The following is an 18,700-nucleotide window of genomic DNA, read 5'->3' on the forward strand; positions in this document are numbered from 1 at the left end:
TCCTGGAGTCACCACCATGCCTTCGTCCACCGTGGACCCCGCTGATCCCGTCTTCCAACTGCACCGGGGCGGCAAGATGGCCGTCACCTCGACGGTGCCGCTGACCAGCCGGGAAGACCTGTCCCTCGCGTACACCCCGGGGGTTGCCCGGGTGTGTGAGGCGATCGCCGCCGACCCCGACCTGGCCGACGACTACACCTGGACGTCGCACGCCGTCGCGGTGGTCACCGACGGTTCGGCGGTGCTCGGGCTCGGCAACATCGGCCCGCGTGCCGCGCTGCCGGTGATGGAGGGCAAGGCGGTGCTGTTCAAGCAGTTCGCCGGAGTGGACGCCGTGCCGATCTGCCTCGACACGCAGGACGTGGACGAGATCGTCGCGGTGGTGCGGGCGCTGTCCCCCTCGTTCGGCGGCATCAACCTGGAGGACATCAGCGCACCGCGCTGTTTCGAGGTGGAGCGCCGGCTCGACGAGGCGCTGGACATCCCGGTCTTCCACGACGACCAGCACGGCACCGCGATCGTGGTGCTCGCAGCGCTGCGCAACGCCGCCGCGCTGCTCAACCGCAAGCTCGGTGACCTGCGGGTCACGGTCAGCGGCGCCGGCGCGGCCGGGGTGGCCGTGACGAAGATGCTGGTCGCCGGGGGCGTCAACCCCGATCAGGTGGTGGTCTGCGACTCCAAGGGGATCATCGGGCGGCACCGCACCGAGCTGACCGGCACCAAGGCCGAGCTGGCGGCCACGACGAACGCCGACGGTCGCCACGGTGACATCACCGAGGCGCTGCGCGGCGCGGACGTGCTGATCGGGGTCTCCGGCGGGCAGATCCCGGAGGCCGCGGTCGCCGGCATGGCACCCGGCGGGATCGTGTTCGCGCTGGCCAACCCCACCCCGGAGGTGCACCCCGAGGTGGCCGCGCGACACGTCGCGGTGGTCGCCACCGGGCGCAGTGACTACCCCAACCAGATCAACAACGTGCTGGCCTTCCCCGGGGTTTTCCGCGGCGCGCTGGACGCCCGGGCCACCCGGATCACCGAGGGCATGAAGGTCGCCGCGGCAGACGCCATCGCCGGCGTGGTGGCTGAGTCGTTGACCGCCGAGGCGATCGTCCCGTCGCCGCTGGACCCGCGGGTCGCCCCGGCGGTGGCCGAGGCGGTCGCCGAGGCAGCGCGCCGCGACGGCGTCGCCCGCGCCTGAGCCGCACGCGAGGGCCCGACCCGGCGTTGCCCGGGCCGGGCCCTTCTTAACGCGCGCTCAGCTTGTTACCGTGCCGATCATGCGTGCTGCCTTTGTCTCCCGCTTCGACGACGCCGATCCGCTCGCCGCGCTCACCGTCGGTGACCAGCCCGAGCCGACCCACCCGGCCGACGACTGGGTGACCGTGCAGCTGCGGGCCACCTCGCTCAACCACCATGACCTCTGGTCGCTGCGCGGGGTGGGGCTCACCGAGGCGCAACTGCCGATGATCCTCGGCTGCGACGCGGTCGGCGTGGACCCGGAAGGCAACACGGTGGTCGTCTACCCCGTGGTGGTCACCCCGGGTGACCCGCGCGGGGTCTCCATCCTCTCCGAGCACTTCGCCGGCACGCTCGCCGAGCGGGTCGCCGTACCCCGGTCGAACCTGATCCCACTGCCCGAGCAGCTGACGGCGACCGACGCGGCCTGCCTGCCCACGGCCTGGCTGACCGCGTGGCGGATGCTGACCACCAAGGGTCGGGTGGAGGACGCGGACACCGTGCTGGTGCAGGGCGCTGGCGGGGGCGTGGCCACCGCGGCCGTCGCGCTCGCCGTCGCGATGGGCAAGCGGGTGTACGCGACCAGCCGCGACGCCGGCAAGCGGGACCGGATCGCCGCGCTCGGCGCCACCGCCGTGGAACCGGGCGCCCGGCTGCCGGAGCGGGTCGACGTGGTGATCGAGACGGTCGGCGCGGCCACCTTCGACCACTCGCTGAAGTCGGCCGCGCCGATGGCCCGGATCGTGGTCTCCGGCGCTACCGCGGGGCACGAGCCGTCGGTCAACCTCCGCCGGGTCTTCGCCATGCAGCTGGAGATCCTGGGCACCTCGATGGGCACCCCCGGCGAGCTGTACGAGCTGCTCGCGTTCTGCGCCGATCGCGGCGTGCGGCCGGTGGTGGACAGCGTGGTCCCGTTCAGCCGGGTCGAGGACGCGTTCGCCCGCCTGCAGTCCGGTGACACCTTCGGCAAGGTGGTCATCGACCACACCGCCTGACACCGAGGCGGTCAGAGGTGGTCGTCGAAGGTGGCGATGTCGCCGCGCGTGGCGTCGGTGGGGATGCGGCGCTTGGCGGCCGCGTCGCCGTAGAGCGACCAGCGGAGGAACTCGACCGAGGTGTCCGAGACCACCCGCAGGGCCGCGCCGTCGCTGAGCAGCGCCCGTCCGTGGTCACCCTTCGGCAGGCTCAGCATCGCCTTGGGCCAGGGCACCTTGTCGTACGCGGCCCTGCCCGCCGCGTAGTCGACCACCTCGTCCAACTCGCCGTGCACGAACAGTTGCGGCGCGGCCGCACCGGCGAAGGCGGTGCCCACGCCGAGCGCGGTGCCGGCGAACACCACGCCGGCGTCGAGTCGTTCGTCCCGGCCGACGGTGAACAGCCCGATGGTGGTCACCCCGCCGGCCGAGTGCCCCGCGGCGGCTACCCGGTCGGCGGCCAGCCGACCGCGCAGCGCATCGCCATTCCTGCCGTCCAGCGCCAGCACCTCGGTCAGCGCGTACGACACGTCGGCCGGCTGGTTGAGCACGTCGAGGACATTGCCGTCGCCGCCCCGGGAGGTGTGCGGGAACGTCGGCGCGGCCACCACGAAGCCCGCCGCCGCCCACCGGGTCAGCAGCGTGGCGTAGTCGTCCGGCCGCCCACCCAGGCCGTGGCTGAACATCACCACGGGAAACCGGCCGCTGGCCGCCGTCGCCGACCGCTTCGCCGTGCCGCCGGACTTCCCGGTCGCCGGGTACCACAGCGTCACCGGCAGGGCGCGGCCGTCCCGGTCCAGCTTCAGCTGGCGTACGCCGACGGCGAAGCCGCGCTCGGGGGCCTTGCCGGCGGGTACGCGCGGAGTCGGCGTGGCGGCGGGTTGTGGCTCGACCGGTGCCGGCCGGCCCCCGGTCGGCTCGGCTTCACCGGAGCAGCCGACCAGACCGGCCATGAGCAGGGCGCTGACCAGCAGCGCGGTGGTGACGCGACGCGACATGAATCCGATTGTGCCCGGTTCCGCGGCCCTGCCCGGCCGAGTTCGGCGCGACGTGCCGACCCGGTCACCCGCCGTCGATCGCTCAGTCGACGGCGGCACGGAGCCGGGCCAGATCGTCGGCGTCCTTGGGGCGGCGGGGGCGCTCCGGCATCCAGATCGGGTACATCTGCTTGAATTCGATCTGAGCCGCCACCGAGATCGTCGGCGCGGTCTGCGAGCCGATCCGGCCGGGTGGCGCGTCGAGCATCCCGGCCGGCAGCGGGGTGCCAGCCCACGACCCGGCGCCCACGGTCGCTCGACCGGCCCCGTCGCGACCCAGGTAGGCGAAGCTGACCTCCACGTCGCCCGCGAACAGGTCGAGCTGAAGCTCCATCGGCATGCGGGGGTCGACGCGCCAGCCCCGGGCCAACAGCAGGGCGGCCAGCCGGTCCGCGTCGTCGCGCCAGCAGTACCAGTCGACGTCGAGGTGCGGGCGGGTCACCGCACCGAGTTGGAAGTCCATCGCCCAGCCGCCGCGTAGCCACACCGGCACTCCGGCCGCCCCGGCGACCTCGAGCACCTCGGCGATGCTCGCCAACTGGCGGTGCGCGAGGTCGTCCACCCGGCCACCGTATCGGCGCGACGGCGGGCTGTCAGCGGGCCGGGCGGGACTCGTAGCGGATCAGCGTGGGGGTGCCGGCGTCGGCTTCGAGACGGGCGCGGGCCGCCGCATCGTCATAGAGCGCCCAGCGGAGGAAGTCGGTGGTGGCGGCGAGGACCGGGGCGAACCCCGGGTGACCCGGCGTGAGGTACGCGCCGTGGTCCTGGCCGAGCAGGCTGAGGAACACGGCCGGCCCGGGGGTACGCCGGTACGCGGCCTGGCCGACCGCTACCGGCACCACCGGGTCGGCCGTGCCGTGCACGAAGAGCATCGGCGCGACCGGGCCGGCGAAGCTGCCGGGCAGCCCACCGCCGGCGATCACGATCCCGGCGCGCAGTCGGGCCGGATGGCCCTCGCTGAACATGCCGGTGGTGGTGAAGCCGCCCGCCGAGTGGCCGGCGGCGGCGATCGAATCCAGGGCCAGGTGACCAGCGAGTGGATCATCGGGGTCGGTGTCGAGGCGGCCCAGGTGACGGATGAGCCGCCAGGCGTCGGCCGGCTGGTTGCGGACGTCGGCCCGGGTGAAGTGGGGGGCGCCCTGCCGGGTGTGCGGGTACGCGGGAGCGGCCACCACGAAGCCGGCCGCCGCCCAGCGGGTGGTCAACCCGGCGTGCAGGTCGGGCCGGCTGCCCAGCCCGTGGCTGTAGATGACCAGCGGGAACCGCCCAGCGGCCACCCCGCCGGGTGCCGCCGGATACCACACCGTCACCGGCAGAGGACGCGCCGAGCGCGGATCGAGGGAGAGCGTACGCACGCCGACGGTGTACGACCCCTCGGGCGCCCGGCGCGCCGTCGGCACGGCGGTGGCTCCGCCCGCTGCGGCGGTGGCCGGCGCACAACCGGCCAGCAGAGCCGTCACCAGTACGGCCATCAGCCGCCCCGCCCCCATCGTTCCACGGTAGGTCCAGGGGTGTGGGGAGCGAGCCGGCCGTCCGGACCGGCTGCACCGCCACCCGGTCGGGTCGACCCCGCCGGCCGGCTCGACCCGCCGGGGTGAGCTGGGCGGGGGCGGCGCACCGTAAACGGTTTCGCTATGGTCACCCGCATGTCTGAGAACTACACCGACCCCAGCGGCAACACCGAGGCGTTCCGCGCGTTCAACCACGCGCCGGAAGCCGCGCCGACGGAGGCGCCGTCCCGTACCCCGCTGATCATCGGCGCGGCGGTGGTCGTCGTGCTGCTGGTGGCCATCGTCGCCTGGCTGGCGAGTTAGGCGGCCTCGACCACGTCCCGGGCCTGGCGGGCGATCTCCCGCTCCTCGTCGGTGCGGATGACGCAGACGGTCACCTCGGCGCCGTCAGGTGAGATCACCCGGTCGCCCGCGCCGGCGTTGCGGGCCGGGTCCACGGCGATGCCGAGCCGGTCCAGCCCCGCCAGCGCGGCGGCCCGGACCGGGGCGGCGTGCTCGCCCACCCCGGCGGTGAAGGCGATCGCGTCGACCCGGCCCAGCAGCGCGTAGTACGCGCCCACGTACTCGGTGATCCGTCGGCAGTACACGTCGAAGGCCAGCTCAGCCGACTGGTCACCGGCCTCGCGACGCTGGAGCACCTCGCGCATGTCGTTGGCACCGGTCAGCCCGAGCAGGCCGCTGCGGTGGTTGAGCAGGTCGTCGATCTCGTCCACCGACAGTCCACCCTCCCGGCGCAGGTGGAAGATCACGGTCGGGTCCACGTCGCCGCTGCGGGTCCCCATCACCAGCCCCTCCAACGGGGACATGCCCATCGAGGTGGCGACGCTGCGACCATTCGCCACCGCGCAGGCGCTGGCCCCGTTGCCCAGGTGCAGGGTGATGGTGTTGACCTGGTCGTACGGGCGGCCCAGCAGTTCGGCGGTACGCCGGGACACGTACCCGTGCGAGGTGCCGTGGAAGCCGTACCGGCGGATGCCGTGCCGGTCGGCGACCTCCCGGTCGATCGCGTAGGTCGCGGTGGCCGCCGGCAGGGTGTGGTGGAACGCGGTGTCGAACACGGCGACCTGCGGGACGGCCGGTAGCGCCGCTCGGGCCACCTCGATGCCGGCCAGGTTGGCCGGGTTGTGCAGCGGGGCGAGCGGGACCAGATCCCGGATCGCGGCCAACACCGCGTCGTCGACCAGGACCGGCGCGGTGAACTGCTGGCCGCCGTGCACCACCCGGTGCCCGACCGCGGTCAGCCCGGCCAGGTCCAGCCCCGCCAGGATCTCCCGGACCGCGCTGGCGTGATCCGGTGGGCCGCCACCGGGCTCGCCGACCCGCTCGACGGTGCCCTCGTCGAGCACCCGGTCGCCGTCGTAGCGGCGCCACTTCACCGACGACGACCCGCAGTTCAGCACCAGCACCCGACTCACGAGGCCGCCTCCGCCGCCGCCTGGATGGCGGTGATCGCCACCGTGTTCACGATGTCCGGAACTCCTGCGCCGCGGGACAGGTCGTTCACCGGCCGGCGGAGACCCTGCATGACCGGGCCGACCGCGACCGCACCGGCCGAGCGCTGCACCGCCTTGTACGTGTTGTTGCCGGTGTTCAGGTCCGGAAAGATGAAGACCGTTGCCCGGCCGGCGACCGGGCTGCCCGGCAGCTTGGTGGCCGCCACCGCCGGGTCGATCGCCGCGTCGTACTGGATGGGCCCCTCGACCAGCAGCTCCGGCCGGCGCTCCCGCACCAGCGCGGTGGCCGCGGCGACCTTCTCCACGTCCGCGCCGGCACCGGAGCTGCCGGTGGAGTACGACAGCATCGCCACCCGGGGCTCGATGCCGAACCGGGCCGCCGTGTCGGCCGAGGAGATGGCGATGTCGGCGAGTTGGGCGGCGTCCGGGTCACGGTTGACCGCGCAGTCGCCGTAGACGAGCACCCGGTCGGCGAGCAGCATGAAGAAGACGCTGGAGGCAACCGAGACCTCCGGGACGGTACGGATGATCTCGAACGCCGGCCGGATGGTCGCCGCGGTGGTGTGCGTCGACCCGGAGACCATCCCGTCCGCGTGCCCCGTGGCGACCATGAGGGTGCCGAAGTAGTTGGGCTGCGCCACGATGTCGTGCGCCAGCTCGGCGGTGACGCCCCGGTGGGCGCGCAGCCGCGCGTACTCGACCGCGAAGTCGTCCCGCCAGCCGCTCGTGACCGGGTCGACCACGTGGGCGTCACCCAGGTCGATGCCCAGCTCCCGCGTGCGCCGGGCGATGTCGTCCGGCCGGCCGAGCAGGGTCAACTCGGCCACACCGCGACGGAGCAGGATCTCCGCGGCGCGCAGGATGCGCTCCTCGGCGCCCTCCGGCAGCACCAGGTGCCGGGGCTGTGCGCGGGCCCGGTCGATCAGCTCGTTCTCGAACATCAGCGGGGTGACCCGCGTCGACCGGCTGACCCGCAGCCGGCGGGCCAGGTCGTCGGTGTCCACGCAGCGCTCGAACGCCCCGAGCGCGGCCTCCACCTTGCGCGGGTTGGCCACGCTGGGCCGGCCCTCGATCCGGCTGGACGCGGCCACCGTGTCGTAGCTGTCGCTCTGCACGGAGAGCACCGCCAGCCCGGTGTTGAGCTCCTCCACGAGCCGCATCACCCGCGGGTCGGGCTGCTCGCCGAGGGTCAGCACCAGCCCGGCCACCGACACCTGCCCGGCCACGTGCGCGGCGCTGGCGGCGACGAGCAGGTCGGCCCGGTCCCCGGGGGTGATCACCAGGGCGCCCTCGGTGAGGCGGCTCAGTAGGGTCGGCACGTGTGCGGCGCCGACCACGAAATCGAGCACGTCCCGGCCGAGCGCTGCCTCGTCCCCGGCCAGCAGGGTGGCGCCGAGCGCCGTCGCCACCTCGGTCACCGTCGGCGCCGAGACGCTCGGCACCTCCGGGATGGCGTACGCGGGCACCGGCAGCTCGGGCAGCGCCATCGGCTCGGACACCCGGTTGGCGATCACCGCGAGCACGGTCGCGCCCAGGTCCGCCAGATCGTGGTACGCCCCGCGCACCGCAGCCGCGACGGCTGCCGGCTCCTGCCCGAAGCCGTCCACCACCGGCACCACGACGCTGCCGAACTCGGTGGCCAGCCGGGCGTTGAAGGCCAACTCCCGAGGACGGGCCGGATCACCGGGATCGTCGAAGTCACTGCCCACCACGACCACCGCCGGGCAGTGCCGCTCCACCGCCCGGTAGCGCTCGACGATGCCGGAGATCAGCTCCTCCCGCCGGCCGTCGGCAACCAGCGCGGTGGCATCGGCGTAGGTCACCCCGGCCAGATCGGCCAGGGGTAGCTCCACCCGGTAGCGCTCGCTGAGCAGGGCCAGGATCGGGTCCGGGCCGGTGTCGGCGACCAGCGGCCGAAACACGCCGATCCGTCCAACCTGGCGGGACAGCAACTCGGCCAACCCGAGCGCGACGGTCGACTTCCCCCCGCCCGACCCCACACTCGTCAGGTACACACTCCGAGCCACACCCCCACCCTAGATCCTCAACCGGAAGCCCACCCGCTCCAGCCCAGTCCCGCCCCAGCCCGCCCGGCCCCAGCCAGCCCCCGACGCCCCCCCAGCCGCCCCTCAGCTCGCCCCCGACGCCCCCCAGGCCGGGTGATCAAGAGGTTTGCGTCACCGCGGGGCGCTTCGGTGACGCAAACCTCTTGATCACGAAAGCGTGGACGCGGGGTTAGTCGTCTTCGGGGTCGTCGAGGCGGGCCAGGTAGGTGGCCAGGCGTTCGATGGGGGTTTCGAAGTCGGGGTTGAGGTCGACGAAGTCACGCAGGCGCTCGCCGAGCCACTCCAGGGTCACCTGCTCGTCGCCCCGACGCTCGACCAGCTCCTCGATGCCACGGTCGGTGAAGTACATGGGATCCGTCCTCTTGCGTCGGCTCAGATCCGCCGATCTAGGGCGCATCGTCGCTAGTTGATCTTCGGTCACGGTGATAAGCCCTAGATCGGCGGGGCGGGGAAAGACGTTGGTCCCGGCCGCGCGGGGCGGGCCGGGACCAACGTGGGTGCGGTCAGGTCACGGGCGGGGGAGAGCCGCCTCGATCAGGGCATTCTGCTCGACCTCGTGCGTCTTGGCCGAGCCGCCCGCCGGGGCGGCCGCGGCCGGGCGGGAGATCCGCCGCAGCCGGACGTCGGTCAGGTGCTCCAACAGGTTGAGAGCGACGAACGACCAGGCGCCCTGGTTGGCCGGCTCCTCCTGCACCCAGGCGAAGTCCTCGGCGTTCGGGTACTGCGCCAGGGCGGCCCGGATCTCCTCCACCGGCATCGGGTAGAGCTGCTCGATCCGGAGGATGGCGGTGTCGGTGACGCCGCGCTCCTGCCGGGCCTGGAACAGGTCGTAGTAGATCTTGCCGCTGCAGAGCAGCACCCGCTTCACGGCCTCCGGCGCCGGGGCGGCAGTGTCGCGCAGCACCGGTTGGAAGGTGCCGGTGGTGAAGTCCTCCACCGACGAGACGCAGAGCTTGTGCCGCAACAGCGACTTCGGCGTGAACACGACCAGCGGCTTGCGCTTGGGCGACAGGGCCTGGCGGCGCAGCAGGTGGAAGTAGTTCGCCGGGGTGGTCGGGATGGACACCCGCATGTTGTCCTCGGCGCACATCTGCAGGAACCGCTCCGGGCGGCCGGAGGTGTGGTCCGGCCCCTGGCCCTCGTGGCCGTGCGGCAGCAGCAGGGTGACCGCGGAGCGCTGGCCCCACTTGACCTCGCCGGAGGAGATGAACTCGTCGATCACCGACTGGGCGCCGTTGACGAAGTCACCGAACTGGGCCTCCCAGGCGACCAGCGCGTTGATGTTCTCCACCGAGTAGCCGTACTCGAAGCCCATCGCGGCGTACTCGCTGAGCAGCGAGTCGTGCACGAAGAACCGCGAACGCTCGCCGTCGCCGGTGAGCGACTTCAGCGGCAGGTAGTCGTCGCCGGTGCGGGAGTCCACCACCGAGGCGTGCCGCTGGACGAAGGTGCCGCGGCGCGAGTCCTGACCGGCCAGCCGGACGGTGACGCCGTCGTGCAGCAGCGCCCCGAGCGCGATGATCTCGCCGAAGCCCCAGTCGATGTTGCCCTCGACGGACATCTTGGCCCGCCGGTCGAGCAGCTGCTGGATGCGCTTGTGCGGGGTGAAGCCCTCCGGCAGGTTGACGTGCGCCTCGCCGATCGCCTTGACCACGGCGGCGTCGGTGGCGGTGTCGACCTGCGGCTCGGGCTCCTCCTCGCGGCGCGGCCGGCTGAGCTGACGCGGTGCGGAGGCGGCGTCCCGGGTGGCCTTGAACACCTTCTCGAGCTGCGCCTGGTAGTCGCGCAGCAGCTCCTCCGCGTCCTCCACGGTGATGTCGCCCCGACCGATCAGCTCTTCGGTGTAGAGCTTGCGGACCGAGCGCTTCGAATCAATGATCTTGTACATCTGGGGGTTGGACATCGAGGGGTCGTCGCCCTCGTTGTGCCCCCGCCGGCGGTAGCAGACCAGGTCGATGACGACGTCCTTGTTGAACGCCTGTCGGTACTCGAAGGCCAGCCGGGCAACCCGGACCACGGCCTCCGGGTCGTCACCGTTGACGTGGAAGATCGGCGCCTGGATCATCCGGGCCACGTCGGTGCTGTAGAGGCTGGACCGGCTGTACTCCGGGGCGGTGGTGAAGCCGACCTGGTTGTTGACCACCACGTGCACGGTGCCGCCGGTGCGGTAACCGCGCAGCTGCGACAGGTTGAGGGTCTCGGCGACCACACCCTGCCCGGCGAACGCGGCGTCACCGTGGACTGCCAGCGGCAGCACGGTGTAGCCCTCCAGCTTGAGGTCGATCCGGTCCTGCTTGGCCCGGACGATGCCCTCCAGCACCGGGTCGACGGCCTCGAGGTGCGACGGGTTGGCCACCACCGACACCTTGACCGCGTGCTCACCGTCGGGGCAGGTGAACTTGCCGTTCTGCCCGAGGTGGTACTTCACGTCGCCGGAGCCCTGCGTCGAGCGCGGGTCCAGGTGACCCTCGAACTCGGAGAAGATCTTCTCGTACGGCTTGCCGACGATGTTGGCCAGCACGTTGAGCCGACCCCGGTGGGCCATGCCGATGACGACCTCGTCCAGCCCACCCTCGGCGGACGACTCGAGCATCTCGCCGAGCAGCGGGATCAGCGACTCGCCGCCCTCCAGCGAGAAGCGCTTCTGGCCGACGTACTTGGTCTGCAGGAAGGTCTCGAACGCCTCGGCGGCGTTGAGCCGGTTGAGCACGTGCTTCTGCTCGTCCGGGGACGGCTTCTCGTACTTGCGCTCGATCCGCTCCTGGATCCAGCGCCGCTCCTCCGGGTCCTGGATGTGCATGTACTCGATGCCGACGCGGCGGCAGTACGAGTCGCGCAGCACGCCGAGGATGTCGCGCAGCTTCATCCGCTGCCGACCGGCGAAACCGTTGACCGGGAACTCGCGGTCCAGGTCCCACAGGGTCAGCCCGTGCTGGAGCACGTCCAGGTCGGGGTGCTTGCGGATCTTGAATTCCAGCGGGTCGGTGTCGGCCATCAGGTGACCGCGCACCCGGTAGGCGTGGATCAGCTCGTGCACCCGGGCGGTCTTGTTGATCTGACCCTCGGAGTTGACCGCCACGTCGCGGACCCAGCGCACCGGCTCGTACGGGATCCGCAGCGACGTGAAGATCTGGTCGTAGAAGCCATGCTCACCCAGGATCAGCTCGTGCATCACCTTGAGGAACTCGCCGGACTGCGCACCCTGGATGATCCGGTGGTCGTAGGTGCTGGTCAGCGTGATGATCTTGCTGACGGCCAGCTCGGCCAGGGTGGCCTCGGACATGCCCTGGTACGGGGCCGGATACTCCATCGCGCCGACGCCGATGATCGCGCTCTGCCCCTGCATGAGCCGCGGCATCGAGTGCACGGTGCCGATGCCGCCCGGGTTGGTCAGCGAGATCGTGGTGCCGCCGTAGTCCTCCATGGTCAGCTCGTTGCGCCGCGCCCGCCGGACCACGTCCTCGTACGCCTGCCAGAACTGCCGGAAGTCCATCTGCTCGCAGGCCTTGATGGAGGGGACCACCAGGTTGCGGCTGCCGTCCGGCTTGGCCAGGTCGATCGCGATGCCGAGGTTGACGTGCGCCGGGCGGACCACCGCCGGCTTGCCGTTGGCCTCGGCGAAGGAGTTGTTCATCTCCGGGTGCTGGACCAGCGCCCGGACCAGCGCGTAGCCGACCAGGTGGGTGAAGCTGACCTTGCCGCCACGCCCTCGGGCGAGGTGATTGTTGATCACGATGCGGTTGTCCACCAGCAGCTTGGCCGGGACCGCGCGCACGCTGGTCGCGGTCGGCACGCTCAGCGAAGCGTCCATGTTCTGGACGATCTTCGCGGCGACGCCGCGCAGCGGGGTGGTCTGCGGGCCGTCGGCGCTCGGCGCGGCGGCCTTCGCGGCCGGGGCGGCCTTCGCCGGGGCGGGTGCGGCCGGTGCGGCGGCGGGCTTGGCCGGCGCCGGCTGTGCGGCGGCGGGCTTGGCGGGTGCGGCGGGCTTGGCGGGGGCGGCCGGCTTGCTGGCGGCCGCCGGCTTCGCCGTGGCGCTGGGCTGGCTCACCTCGGCGGCCGGCTCGGGCTGACCGTCCGGCTCTCCTGCGGCTGCCGGCGCCTTCGGCTCACCGGTACGCGGGGTGCTGGCGCCCGGCGCCGGTCGGTAGTCGGCGAAGAAGTCGTGCCAGGCCGAATCGACGCTCGTTGGGTCGGCGAGGTAGCGCTGGTACATCTCCTCGACGATCCACTCGTTCGGGCCGAAACCCGCCAGTGGGTTCTCCTGCGAAGTCTGCTGGGTTGACACGGCCGGTAATCGCCTCTTTCACGCGGGTTTGTGTGTCACGCGGTGTCCGACGCGCCCGGTCACCGGAGCACGGACAGGACGCTCCCAGGCTACGCCGTACGAATCCCGTAGGCGTTTCCGGCTCGGTCGGGTGGTCCGTTTCACAGAAGATGCCAGAAGTTCAGCAACTCCTGCGGGGCCCTGTCGATCACTGCTAGGGCTGCCCCGGGCCCCCGGGGTGGCGGCTGACCGCGCCGCCACCCCGGAAGGGTCAGGAGATGTCGCGCCGACGCATCAGCAGGGTGCCGACCACGCCGGTGACCACCGCGTACCCGATCAGCACGGCGGCGCCGGCCCAGCGCGGCGGGTTGCCGGGGATGACCGCCCCGGTGACCATCAGCGACGAGGCCAACGACGGCACCAGCAACTGCAGGTTGTTGATCCAGTCTCCCCAGCGTTCGGCCAGGATGCCGATCACGATGATGGCGCCGATCGAGCCACCGAGGTAGAGCAGGATGCCGGTCACGGTGGCACCGATCTGGCTGCGGATCAGCACACCGATGCCGACGCCGAACACCGCCCAGAGCAGGTACGCGAGCAGGTTCAGCCCGATCGCCCGCCAGGCCGCGTCGTTGCCGAGCTGCGAGTCGAGCCCGACCGCGTTCAGCACCGCCGAGCCGGCGACCAGGTTGAACACCGTGGTGACCAGCCAGAACAGCAGTGCCAGCACACCGGCGGCGGCCAGCTTGGCGAGCATCACCGCGGTGCGGTGCGGTTGGGTGAGGAACGTCGTGGTCACCGTCTGGTGGAAGAACTCACTGGTCACCACGATGATGCCGAGCAGCATCACGATCAGCAGGCCGAAGAACTGCCCGGTGGTGAACAGGTTCGAGGAGAGCGCGTCCGGGCTGGCTGCGGCCTCGAACTGTGCCGCCTGCTCGGCCGACAGATCGGTGACGGTGTTGTTGGTCAGGGTGTCGGCCTGCAACCAGTTGATGAGCAGGGTGAGGGCCCAGAGCGGCAGGCTGATCAGGGCGAAGATCCACCAGGTGCTGGTGGTACGGATCTTGAGCAGCTCGGATCGGACGAGGTTCATCGGATATCCGCCTTTCCGGCCGTCAGCTCCAGGAAGACCCGTTCCAGGTCGGGCCGTTCGGGGGTCAGTTCGTGCAGCTCCACCCCGGCGGCCAGGGCGGCCCGGCCGATCGCCGGAGCGTCCACCCCACCGACCAGCAGAACGCCCTGCTCGTCGGTGTCCACGGTGGCCGACTGCGCCTTGAGCGCGGTGATCAGCGCCTCGGCCTGCGGAGTGCGGACCCGGACCCGGGCGCCCTGCTCCATCGACCCGAGGACCTGGTCGACCGGCCCCTGCCGGACGAGCTGCCCGGCCGCGATGATCACCACGTCGTCGGCGAGCAACTGCATCTCCGACAGCAGGTGGCTGGAGACGAGCACCGTACGGCCCTCGTGGGCGAGGTTCTTGAGGAACCCACGCATCCAGCGGATGCCCTCCGGGTCCAGCCCGTTGGCCGGCTCGTCGAGGATCAACACCCGGGGATCGCCGAGCATCGCGGCGGCGATGCCGAGCCGCTGCTTCATGCCCAGCGAGTAGCCCTTGAACTTGCGCTTCGCCGCCGGCGTCAACCCGACCAGGGCCAACACCTCGTCGGCCCGCTCCTTCGGCAGCCCGGCCGCCGCGCAGATCACCCGCAGGTGGTTGATGCCGGTCCGGCCCTTGTGCGCGCTGGACGCCTCCAGCACCGCGCCGACGTGCCGCAGCGGGGCGGAGAGGTCGGCGTACCGCTGGCCGCTGATGGTGGCCGTGCCGGCGGTGGGCGTGACCAGGTTCAGCAGCATGCGCAGGGTCGTGGTCTTGCCTGCGCCGTTCGGGCCGAGGAAGCCGGTCACCCGCCCCGGCGCCACCGTGAAGGACAGGTTGTTCACCGCCCGAACGCTCTTGTACTGCTTCGTCAGACCGGACACCACGATCTGACCGTCGATGGTGGGGCTTGGCTGCCCGTCAGTCATCGTTCTCCTCCCGTGCGTGGCGTCGAGGTACGCCGTGGCACAGCGTGACGGCCCGGGGCAACAAGGTCAATCAGGCGCGGTCCATCCGAGACGGTTCAGGTGGCGATCCAGGTGGCCCGTGCCGCGCCGAGCAGCGCGCCGTCCGGGCCGTACAGACTGGTGTGCACCAGGGCCTTGCGACCGTCGAGGCGGATCAGCGCACCGGTGACGACGCACTCGTCGTCGGGCGCCGGCAGCGCGGTGAGCAGGGCGGCGATCCGGCCCAGCAGGTACGGGCGGCCCGCCGCGAGCACCGTCCAGCCGCCGGGGCAGTCCAGCGCCGCCCAGACCGTGGCCTCGGTGACCTGCTCGGGCGCCCGGAACGGCGCGGCGGTCCGGCCGTCCGGCAGCGGGCCGGGAAAGATCCGCAGCCCGTCGGCCCGGCTCGGCCCGCAGACGAAACATTCGGGGTACGGGTGCTCGACGAAACCGGGGTAGCGGGTGGCCGCCTCCACGGCAGTGGCCCGGTCGACCGGCGGCACGACGGCGTCCACCGCCCCGGCCGGGCGGACCTCGGCGACCAGCTCACCGGCAGGGTCCCGGACCTCGCCGTCGGTCAGGGTCAGCGCCGTCTCCAGCGGTGGTGGTCGGCGCAGCGTCACCTCGACCGGGCCGGAGCCGCCCGCCGCGCTGGCGAAGACGCCGGCGCTCCAGCCGCCGTTGCCCGAACCGGACGGCCCGTTGTAGCGGGACTCGATGCGCATCGTCGACCTCCGGTGGGGCGTACCGGCACCGTCGCCGGAACTGCCTGGCAGCTTCGCACGAACCCCACGAGGCCCGACCGCCGGCCGGCGTTCACCCGATCGACACCGGTGGTCACCGGGGATGGCAACTCGGGGCCCTTACACAGATCCCATGGCCGTTCTGCATGTCGCTGGCGTACCTCTGACGACCAGCGGATACACCCTGCTGATCGCCGACGACCCGATCCAGGTCGCGGCCGCGCAACGCCTGCGTCACGAGGTGTTCGCCACCGAGCTCGGCGCCACTCTCCTCCCCGGCGCGGCCGGGTTGGACGTGGACCCCTTCGATGCCCACTGTGACCACCTGATCGTCCGCGAGGACAGCACCGGCATGGTGGTCGGCACCTACCGGCTGCTGCCGCCGGGCCGCACCGACCAGCGGTACGCCGCCGGCGAGTTCGACCTCACCGCGCTCGACCCGCTCCGCGACGACCTGGTCGAGACGGGTCGGTCGTGCGTGCACCCGGATCACCGCTCCGGCGCGGTGATCAACCTGATGTGGGCGGGCCTCACCCGGTACCTGCACCTGCGTGGCTCCCGCTGGCTCGGTGGCTGCGCCTCGGTGCCGGTGGCCGATGGTGGTCGGACGGTCGCCGAGGTGTGGGCGCAGGCCCAGGCCCGGCACCTCGCGCCGCCGCCGCTGCGGGTCCGTCCGTTGCGGCCCTGGTTCGCCGAGCCGGGTGCTGAGGTATACCGCTCGGCTGACGCCGCCGAACCGGCCGGCCGCGCCGCGGTGCCGCCGCTGCTGCGGGGTTACCTCCGGCTCGGCGCGTGGATCGCCGGTGAGCCGTCGTACGACCCCGACTTCGGTTGCGCGGACTTCTACGTGCTCTTCTCGCTCGATCGCATGAACCCGCGCTACCTGCGGCACTTCCTGGGCGGGGCCGAGCAGTGACCGCCGTACCGCTCGACCTGTGGCGGCCGTCCTCCGGCTGCGACGAGGAGTGCCTTCCGGCGGCCGGCGAGATGCCGACTGTGCCGGTGGCCCGCCGAGTGCTCCGCTTGCTCGCCGGGGCCGGGATGCTGCTGGCCGGGGTGGGCGTGGCGGCGCTGCTGCCCGTACTGCCGGCATCGGAGCGGCAGGCGGCGTTGCGGGGCTGGGCCCGGGGCACCGCGCGTGCCTTCGGCGTCCGGCTGGTGATCCGGGGCCGGCTGCCCCGCCGGCGGGCGCTGCTGGTCGCCAACCACACCTCCTGGTTGGACATCCTCGCGGTGCTGGCGGTCGCGCCGACCCGGATGGTGGCGAAGCGGGAGGTGCGCTCCTGGCCGTTGGTCGGCCTGATGGCGGCGGCGGGCGGCACGGTCTTCGTGGACCGGGACCGGCCGCGGGCGCTGCCGGCCACCGTGCGCCGGGTCGCTGACGCGCTGCGCGCTGGTCGTTCGGTGGCGGTCTTTCCCGAGGGTACGACCTGGTGCGCCGGGGACGACGCGGCTGGCTGCCGTCCGGGCGGCGGGTTCCGGCCCGCGATGTTCCAGGCGGCCATCGACACGGGCAGTCCGGTGGTGCCGCTGCGGCTCACATACCGCAGTGAGGCCACCGGAGCGAACACCACGATCGCGTCCTTCCTGGGCGCGGACACCCTGCTGCGCTCGGTGGCACGGGTGGTCGCGACGCGGGATCTCGTCGTCTCGGTGACCATCACCGCAGCGCTGCACCCGACGCGCGAGGCCGACCGGCGGTTGCTGGCCCGAGCGGCCGAGTCGGCCGTACACCTGCTGCCCGCCACCGGCGCCGCGGCCCGGACCCGACTGGGGTTGGATCTGGCGGCCTGACGCGGACCGCGGCTGGCGGGCGCCGCGCCTCGCGCCGCGCCCGCGCGTCTTGTGCTATCGCGATGTATCGCGTTACCGTTCTCTCGTTGGACGCGTGTCGGCGCGTCTTCGAGGGGAGTGCGTCATGGCCGGATGGACGGTCGACAGACCACAGCGACTCACCATGGACGGCCCGGTCACCCGGCTGAACGTTCGCCTGGTGACCGGGCTGCTCAACGTGGTCGCCACCGACGGCCCGGCCCGTGTCGACGTCACCCGGGTCGGCCGCCGGCCGATCTTCATCACGCACGAGGACGGTCGGCTCACCATCCGGCAGGAGCGCGGTTGGGGCTGGGCGGACGCCCTGTGGTGGCTGCGGTCGTTCACCCGGTCTCCGCGGGTGGATGTCTCCGTCGCGGTGCCCGCCGACGTCCTCGCCGACCTGGGCCTGGTCGCGGGCTCGGTGGTCGCCTCGGGGCTGCGCCAGCAGACAATGGTCGACGTGACCGCCGGTCAGATCACCCTGATGGGGCTGCGGGGCAACACCACCGCGAAGATCGTCTCGGGGCCGGTGGAGGCGCTCGGAGTGAGCGGCGACCTGACCATGGAGACCGTCTCCGGCGAGGTGATCCTCGCCAACAGCGACGCCGACCGAGTGCACGCCCAGACCGTCTCGGGCTCGATCACCTGCGACCTCGACAATTGCCGGCGCAGCGAGATCCGGCTCAACACCATTTCGGGCAGCATCACCGTCCGGATCCGGAGGGACAGCGACCTCGACGTCCGCCTGCACACCGCCTCCGGCCGGATCACCAGCGGGTTCCCGCAGGTGCGCACCTCGACGTTCCCACTGGCCAACAGCGAGGGGGTGCTCGGCGCCGGTGCGGGTAGGCTCTGGGCGTCCGCGACCTCGGGGAGCATCGCTCTGCTCGCCCGGGAAGTTCACGCCGACGAGGAGGAGCTGCCGTGACCGCCGTGTTCAGTCACGGCCGGCTCCGGCTCTACCTGCTCAAGCTGCTCGACGACGGGCCGAAGCACGGCTATGAGCTGATCCGCCTGCTGGAGGACCGATTTCTCGGCCTCTACGCGCCCAGCGCCGGCACCATCTACCCACGCCTGCAACGACTCGAGGCCGAAGGGCTGGTCAGCCACACCGCCGCCGGGGGCCGCAAGACGTACGACATCACCGACGCCGGCCGCGACGAGTTGCGCCAGCGGTCCGGCGAGCTGGCCACGCTGGAGGCGGACATCGCGGCCTCGGTGGCGGACCTCTCCACCCTGGCTGGCGAGATCCGCAGCGAGGTGCGTGGCTCGGTGCGCGACCTCAAGCGGGAGCTGAGCGAGGCCACCCGGCAGACCCGGCGTACCCGGTGGGAGCCGCCGGCGCCCCCACCCAGGCCGGCGCCGGCCGACGGGGCGCGCACCGACCTGCTCGACGACATCGATCAGCGGCTGGCCGCGTTCGGCGCCGAGGTGGGCCGGCTGGTGCGGTCCCGGCGGTTCAGCGACACTCAACTGCGCACCGCGATCCGGCTGCTCGACGGCGCCTTGGACGGGCTGCGCCGGCTGCTGCGCTGATCGACGTCGCCGGCCGGCCGG

At 72.3% G+C, this 18,700-nt stretch carries 17 protein-coding genes; 7 read left to right on the top strand and 10 right to left on the bottom strand.

Features of this window, described 5'->3' with window-relative positions; translation table 11 throughout:
• The first annotated feature begins 16 nt into the window (after positions 1 to 16).
• Entirely contained in the window at positions 17 to 1,195 is a 1,179-nt protein-coding gene (locus V6V47_RS24640; protein WP_334630725.1) for an NAD(P)-dependent malic enzyme, read from the top strand.
• 70 nt (positions 1,196 to 1,265) lie between these two features.
• Positions 1,266 to 2,228 (top strand): zinc-binding dehydrogenase, encoded by a 963-nt coding sequence (locus V6V47_RS24645; protein ID WP_334630726.1) that lies wholly within the window; start codon positions 1,266 to 1,268, stop codon positions 2,226 to 2,228.
• 11 nt (positions 2,229 to 2,239) lie between these two features.
• Here the strand turns inward: V6V47_RS24645 and V6V47_RS24650 are convergent, their stop codons facing one another.
• The 3 genes from V6V47_RS24650 to V6V47_RS24660 all read right to left on the bottom strand — a co-directional run bounded on the left by V6V47_RS24650 (position 2,240) and on the right by V6V47_RS24660 (position 4,734).
• Positions 2,240 to 3,205, bottom strand: a complete 966-nt coding sequence (locus V6V47_RS24650; protein WP_334630727.1) for an alpha/beta hydrolase family protein — start codon at positions 3,203 to 3,205, stop codon at positions 2,240 to 2,242.
• An 82-nt stretch (positions 3,206 to 3,287) separates the two neighbouring features.
• Positions 3,288 to 3,806 carry a nucleotidyltransferase domain-containing protein gene (locus V6V47_RS24655; protein WP_334630728.1) on the bottom strand — a complete coding sequence of 173 codons (519 nt, stop codon included), beginning with the start codon at positions 3,804 to 3,806 and terminating at the stop codon, positions 3,288 to 3,290.
• Between the two features lie 31 nt (positions 3,807 to 3,837).
• A complete protein-coding gene (locus tag V6V47_RS24660) occupies positions 3,838 to 4,734 on the bottom strand; it encodes an alpha/beta hydrolase family protein (protein WP_334630729.1) in 897 nt (298 codons plus the stop codon).
• A gap of 156 nt (positions 4,735 to 4,890) precedes the next feature.
• Between V6V47_RS24660 and V6V47_RS24665 the strand changes: the two genes are divergently transcribed.
• Positions 4,891 to 5,058 carry a hypothetical protein gene (locus V6V47_RS24665; protein ID WP_334630730.1) on the top strand — a complete coding sequence of 56 codons (168 nt, stop codon included), beginning with the start codon at positions 4,891 to 4,893 and terminating at the stop codon, positions 5,056 to 5,058.
• On the opposite strand, the gene V6V47_RS24670 is transcribed toward V6V47_RS24665, so the two are convergent.
• The 7 genes from V6V47_RS24670 to V6V47_RS24700 form a co-directional block, all read right to left on the bottom strand.
• A complete protein-coding gene (locus tag V6V47_RS24670; protein WP_334630731.1) occupies positions 5,055 to 6,170 on the bottom strand; it encodes an acetate/propionate family kinase in 1,116 nt (371 codons plus the stop codon). The genes V6V47_RS24665 and V6V47_RS24670 overlap by 4 nt on opposite strands.
• Complete coding sequence (gene pta, locus V6V47_RS24675) at positions 6,167 to 8,236, bottom strand: phosphate acetyltransferase (RefSeq protein ID WP_334630732.1); 2,070 nt, start codon at positions 8,234 to 8,236, stop codon at positions 6,167 to 6,169. Before pta ends, V6V47_RS24670 begins: the two co-directional genes overlap by 4 nt.
• Positions 8,237 to 8,444: 208 nt before the next feature.
• Positions 8,445 to 8,624 carry a DUF6104 family protein gene (locus V6V47_RS24680; protein ID WP_328419986.1) on the bottom strand — a complete coding sequence of 60 codons (180 nt, stop codon included), beginning with the start codon at positions 8,622 to 8,624 and terminating at the stop codon, positions 8,445 to 8,447.
• A gap of 159 nt (positions 8,625 to 8,783) precedes the next feature.
• Positions 8,784 to 12,560 (bottom strand): multifunctional oxoglutarate decarboxylase/oxoglutarate dehydrogenase thiamine pyrophosphate-binding subunit/dihydrolipoyllysine-residue succinyltransferase subunit, encoded by a 3,777-nt coding sequence (locus tag V6V47_RS24685; protein WP_334630733.1) that lies wholly within the window; start codon positions 12,558 to 12,560, stop codon positions 8,784 to 8,786.
• Positions 12,561 to 12,810: 250 nt separating this feature from the next.
• Positions 12,811 to 13,635: an ABC transporter permease gene (locus V6V47_RS24690; RefSeq protein ID WP_334630734.1), complete on the bottom strand. Its 825-nt coding sequence runs from the start codon at positions 13,633 to 13,635 to the stop codon at positions 12,811 to 12,813.
• On the bottom strand, positions 13,632 to 14,567 hold the full coding sequence (locus tag V6V47_RS24695; protein ID WP_334630735.1) for an ABC transporter ATP-binding protein: 936 nt from the start codon (positions 14,565 to 14,567) through the stop codon (positions 13,632 to 13,634). The genes V6V47_RS24690 and V6V47_RS24695 overlap by 4 nt, the downstream gene beginning before the upstream one ends.
• Positions 14,568 to 14,662: 95 nt before the next feature.
• A complete protein-coding gene (locus V6V47_RS24700) occupies positions 14,663 to 15,310 on the bottom strand; it encodes a hypothetical protein (RefSeq protein WP_334630736.1) in 648 nt (215 codons plus the stop codon).
• Positions 15,311 to 15,461: 151 nt separating this feature from the next.
• On the opposite strand from V6V47_RS24700, the gene V6V47_RS24705 reads away from it, so the two are divergent.
• From V6V47_RS24705 to V6V47_RS24720, 4 genes are all read left to right on the top strand, one after another.
• A complete protein-coding gene (locus tag V6V47_RS24705) occupies positions 15,462 to 16,244 on the top strand; it encodes a GNAT family N-acetyltransferase (RefSeq protein WP_334630737.1) in 783 nt (260 codons plus the stop codon).
• Complete coding sequence (locus V6V47_RS24710; protein ID WP_442934301.1) at positions 16,241 to 17,122, top strand: lysophospholipid acyltransferase family protein; 882 nt, start codon at positions 16,241 to 16,243, stop codon at positions 17,120 to 17,122. The genes V6V47_RS24705 and V6V47_RS24710 overlap by 4 nt, the downstream gene beginning before the upstream one ends.
• Positions 17,123 to 17,246: 124 nt before the next feature.
• Positions 17,247 to 18,071, top strand: a complete 825-nt coding sequence (locus tag V6V47_RS24715; protein WP_334630738.1) for a DUF4097 family beta strand repeat-containing protein — start codon at positions 17,247 to 17,249, stop codon at positions 18,069 to 18,071.
• Positions 18,068 to 18,679, top strand: coding sequence for a PadR family transcriptional regulator (locus V6V47_RS24720; protein ID WP_334630739.1), 612 nt, complete (start codon positions 18,068 to 18,070; stop codon positions 18,677 to 18,679). The genes V6V47_RS24715 and V6V47_RS24720 overlap by 4 nt, the downstream gene beginning before the upstream one ends.
• Positions 18,680 to 18,700 lie beyond the last annotated feature (21 nt).

This window comes from Micromonospora sp. CPCC 205539, assembly GCF_036906815.1.
GTDB lineage: Bacteria > Actinomycetota > Actinomycetes > Mycobacteriales > Micromonosporaceae > Micromonospora.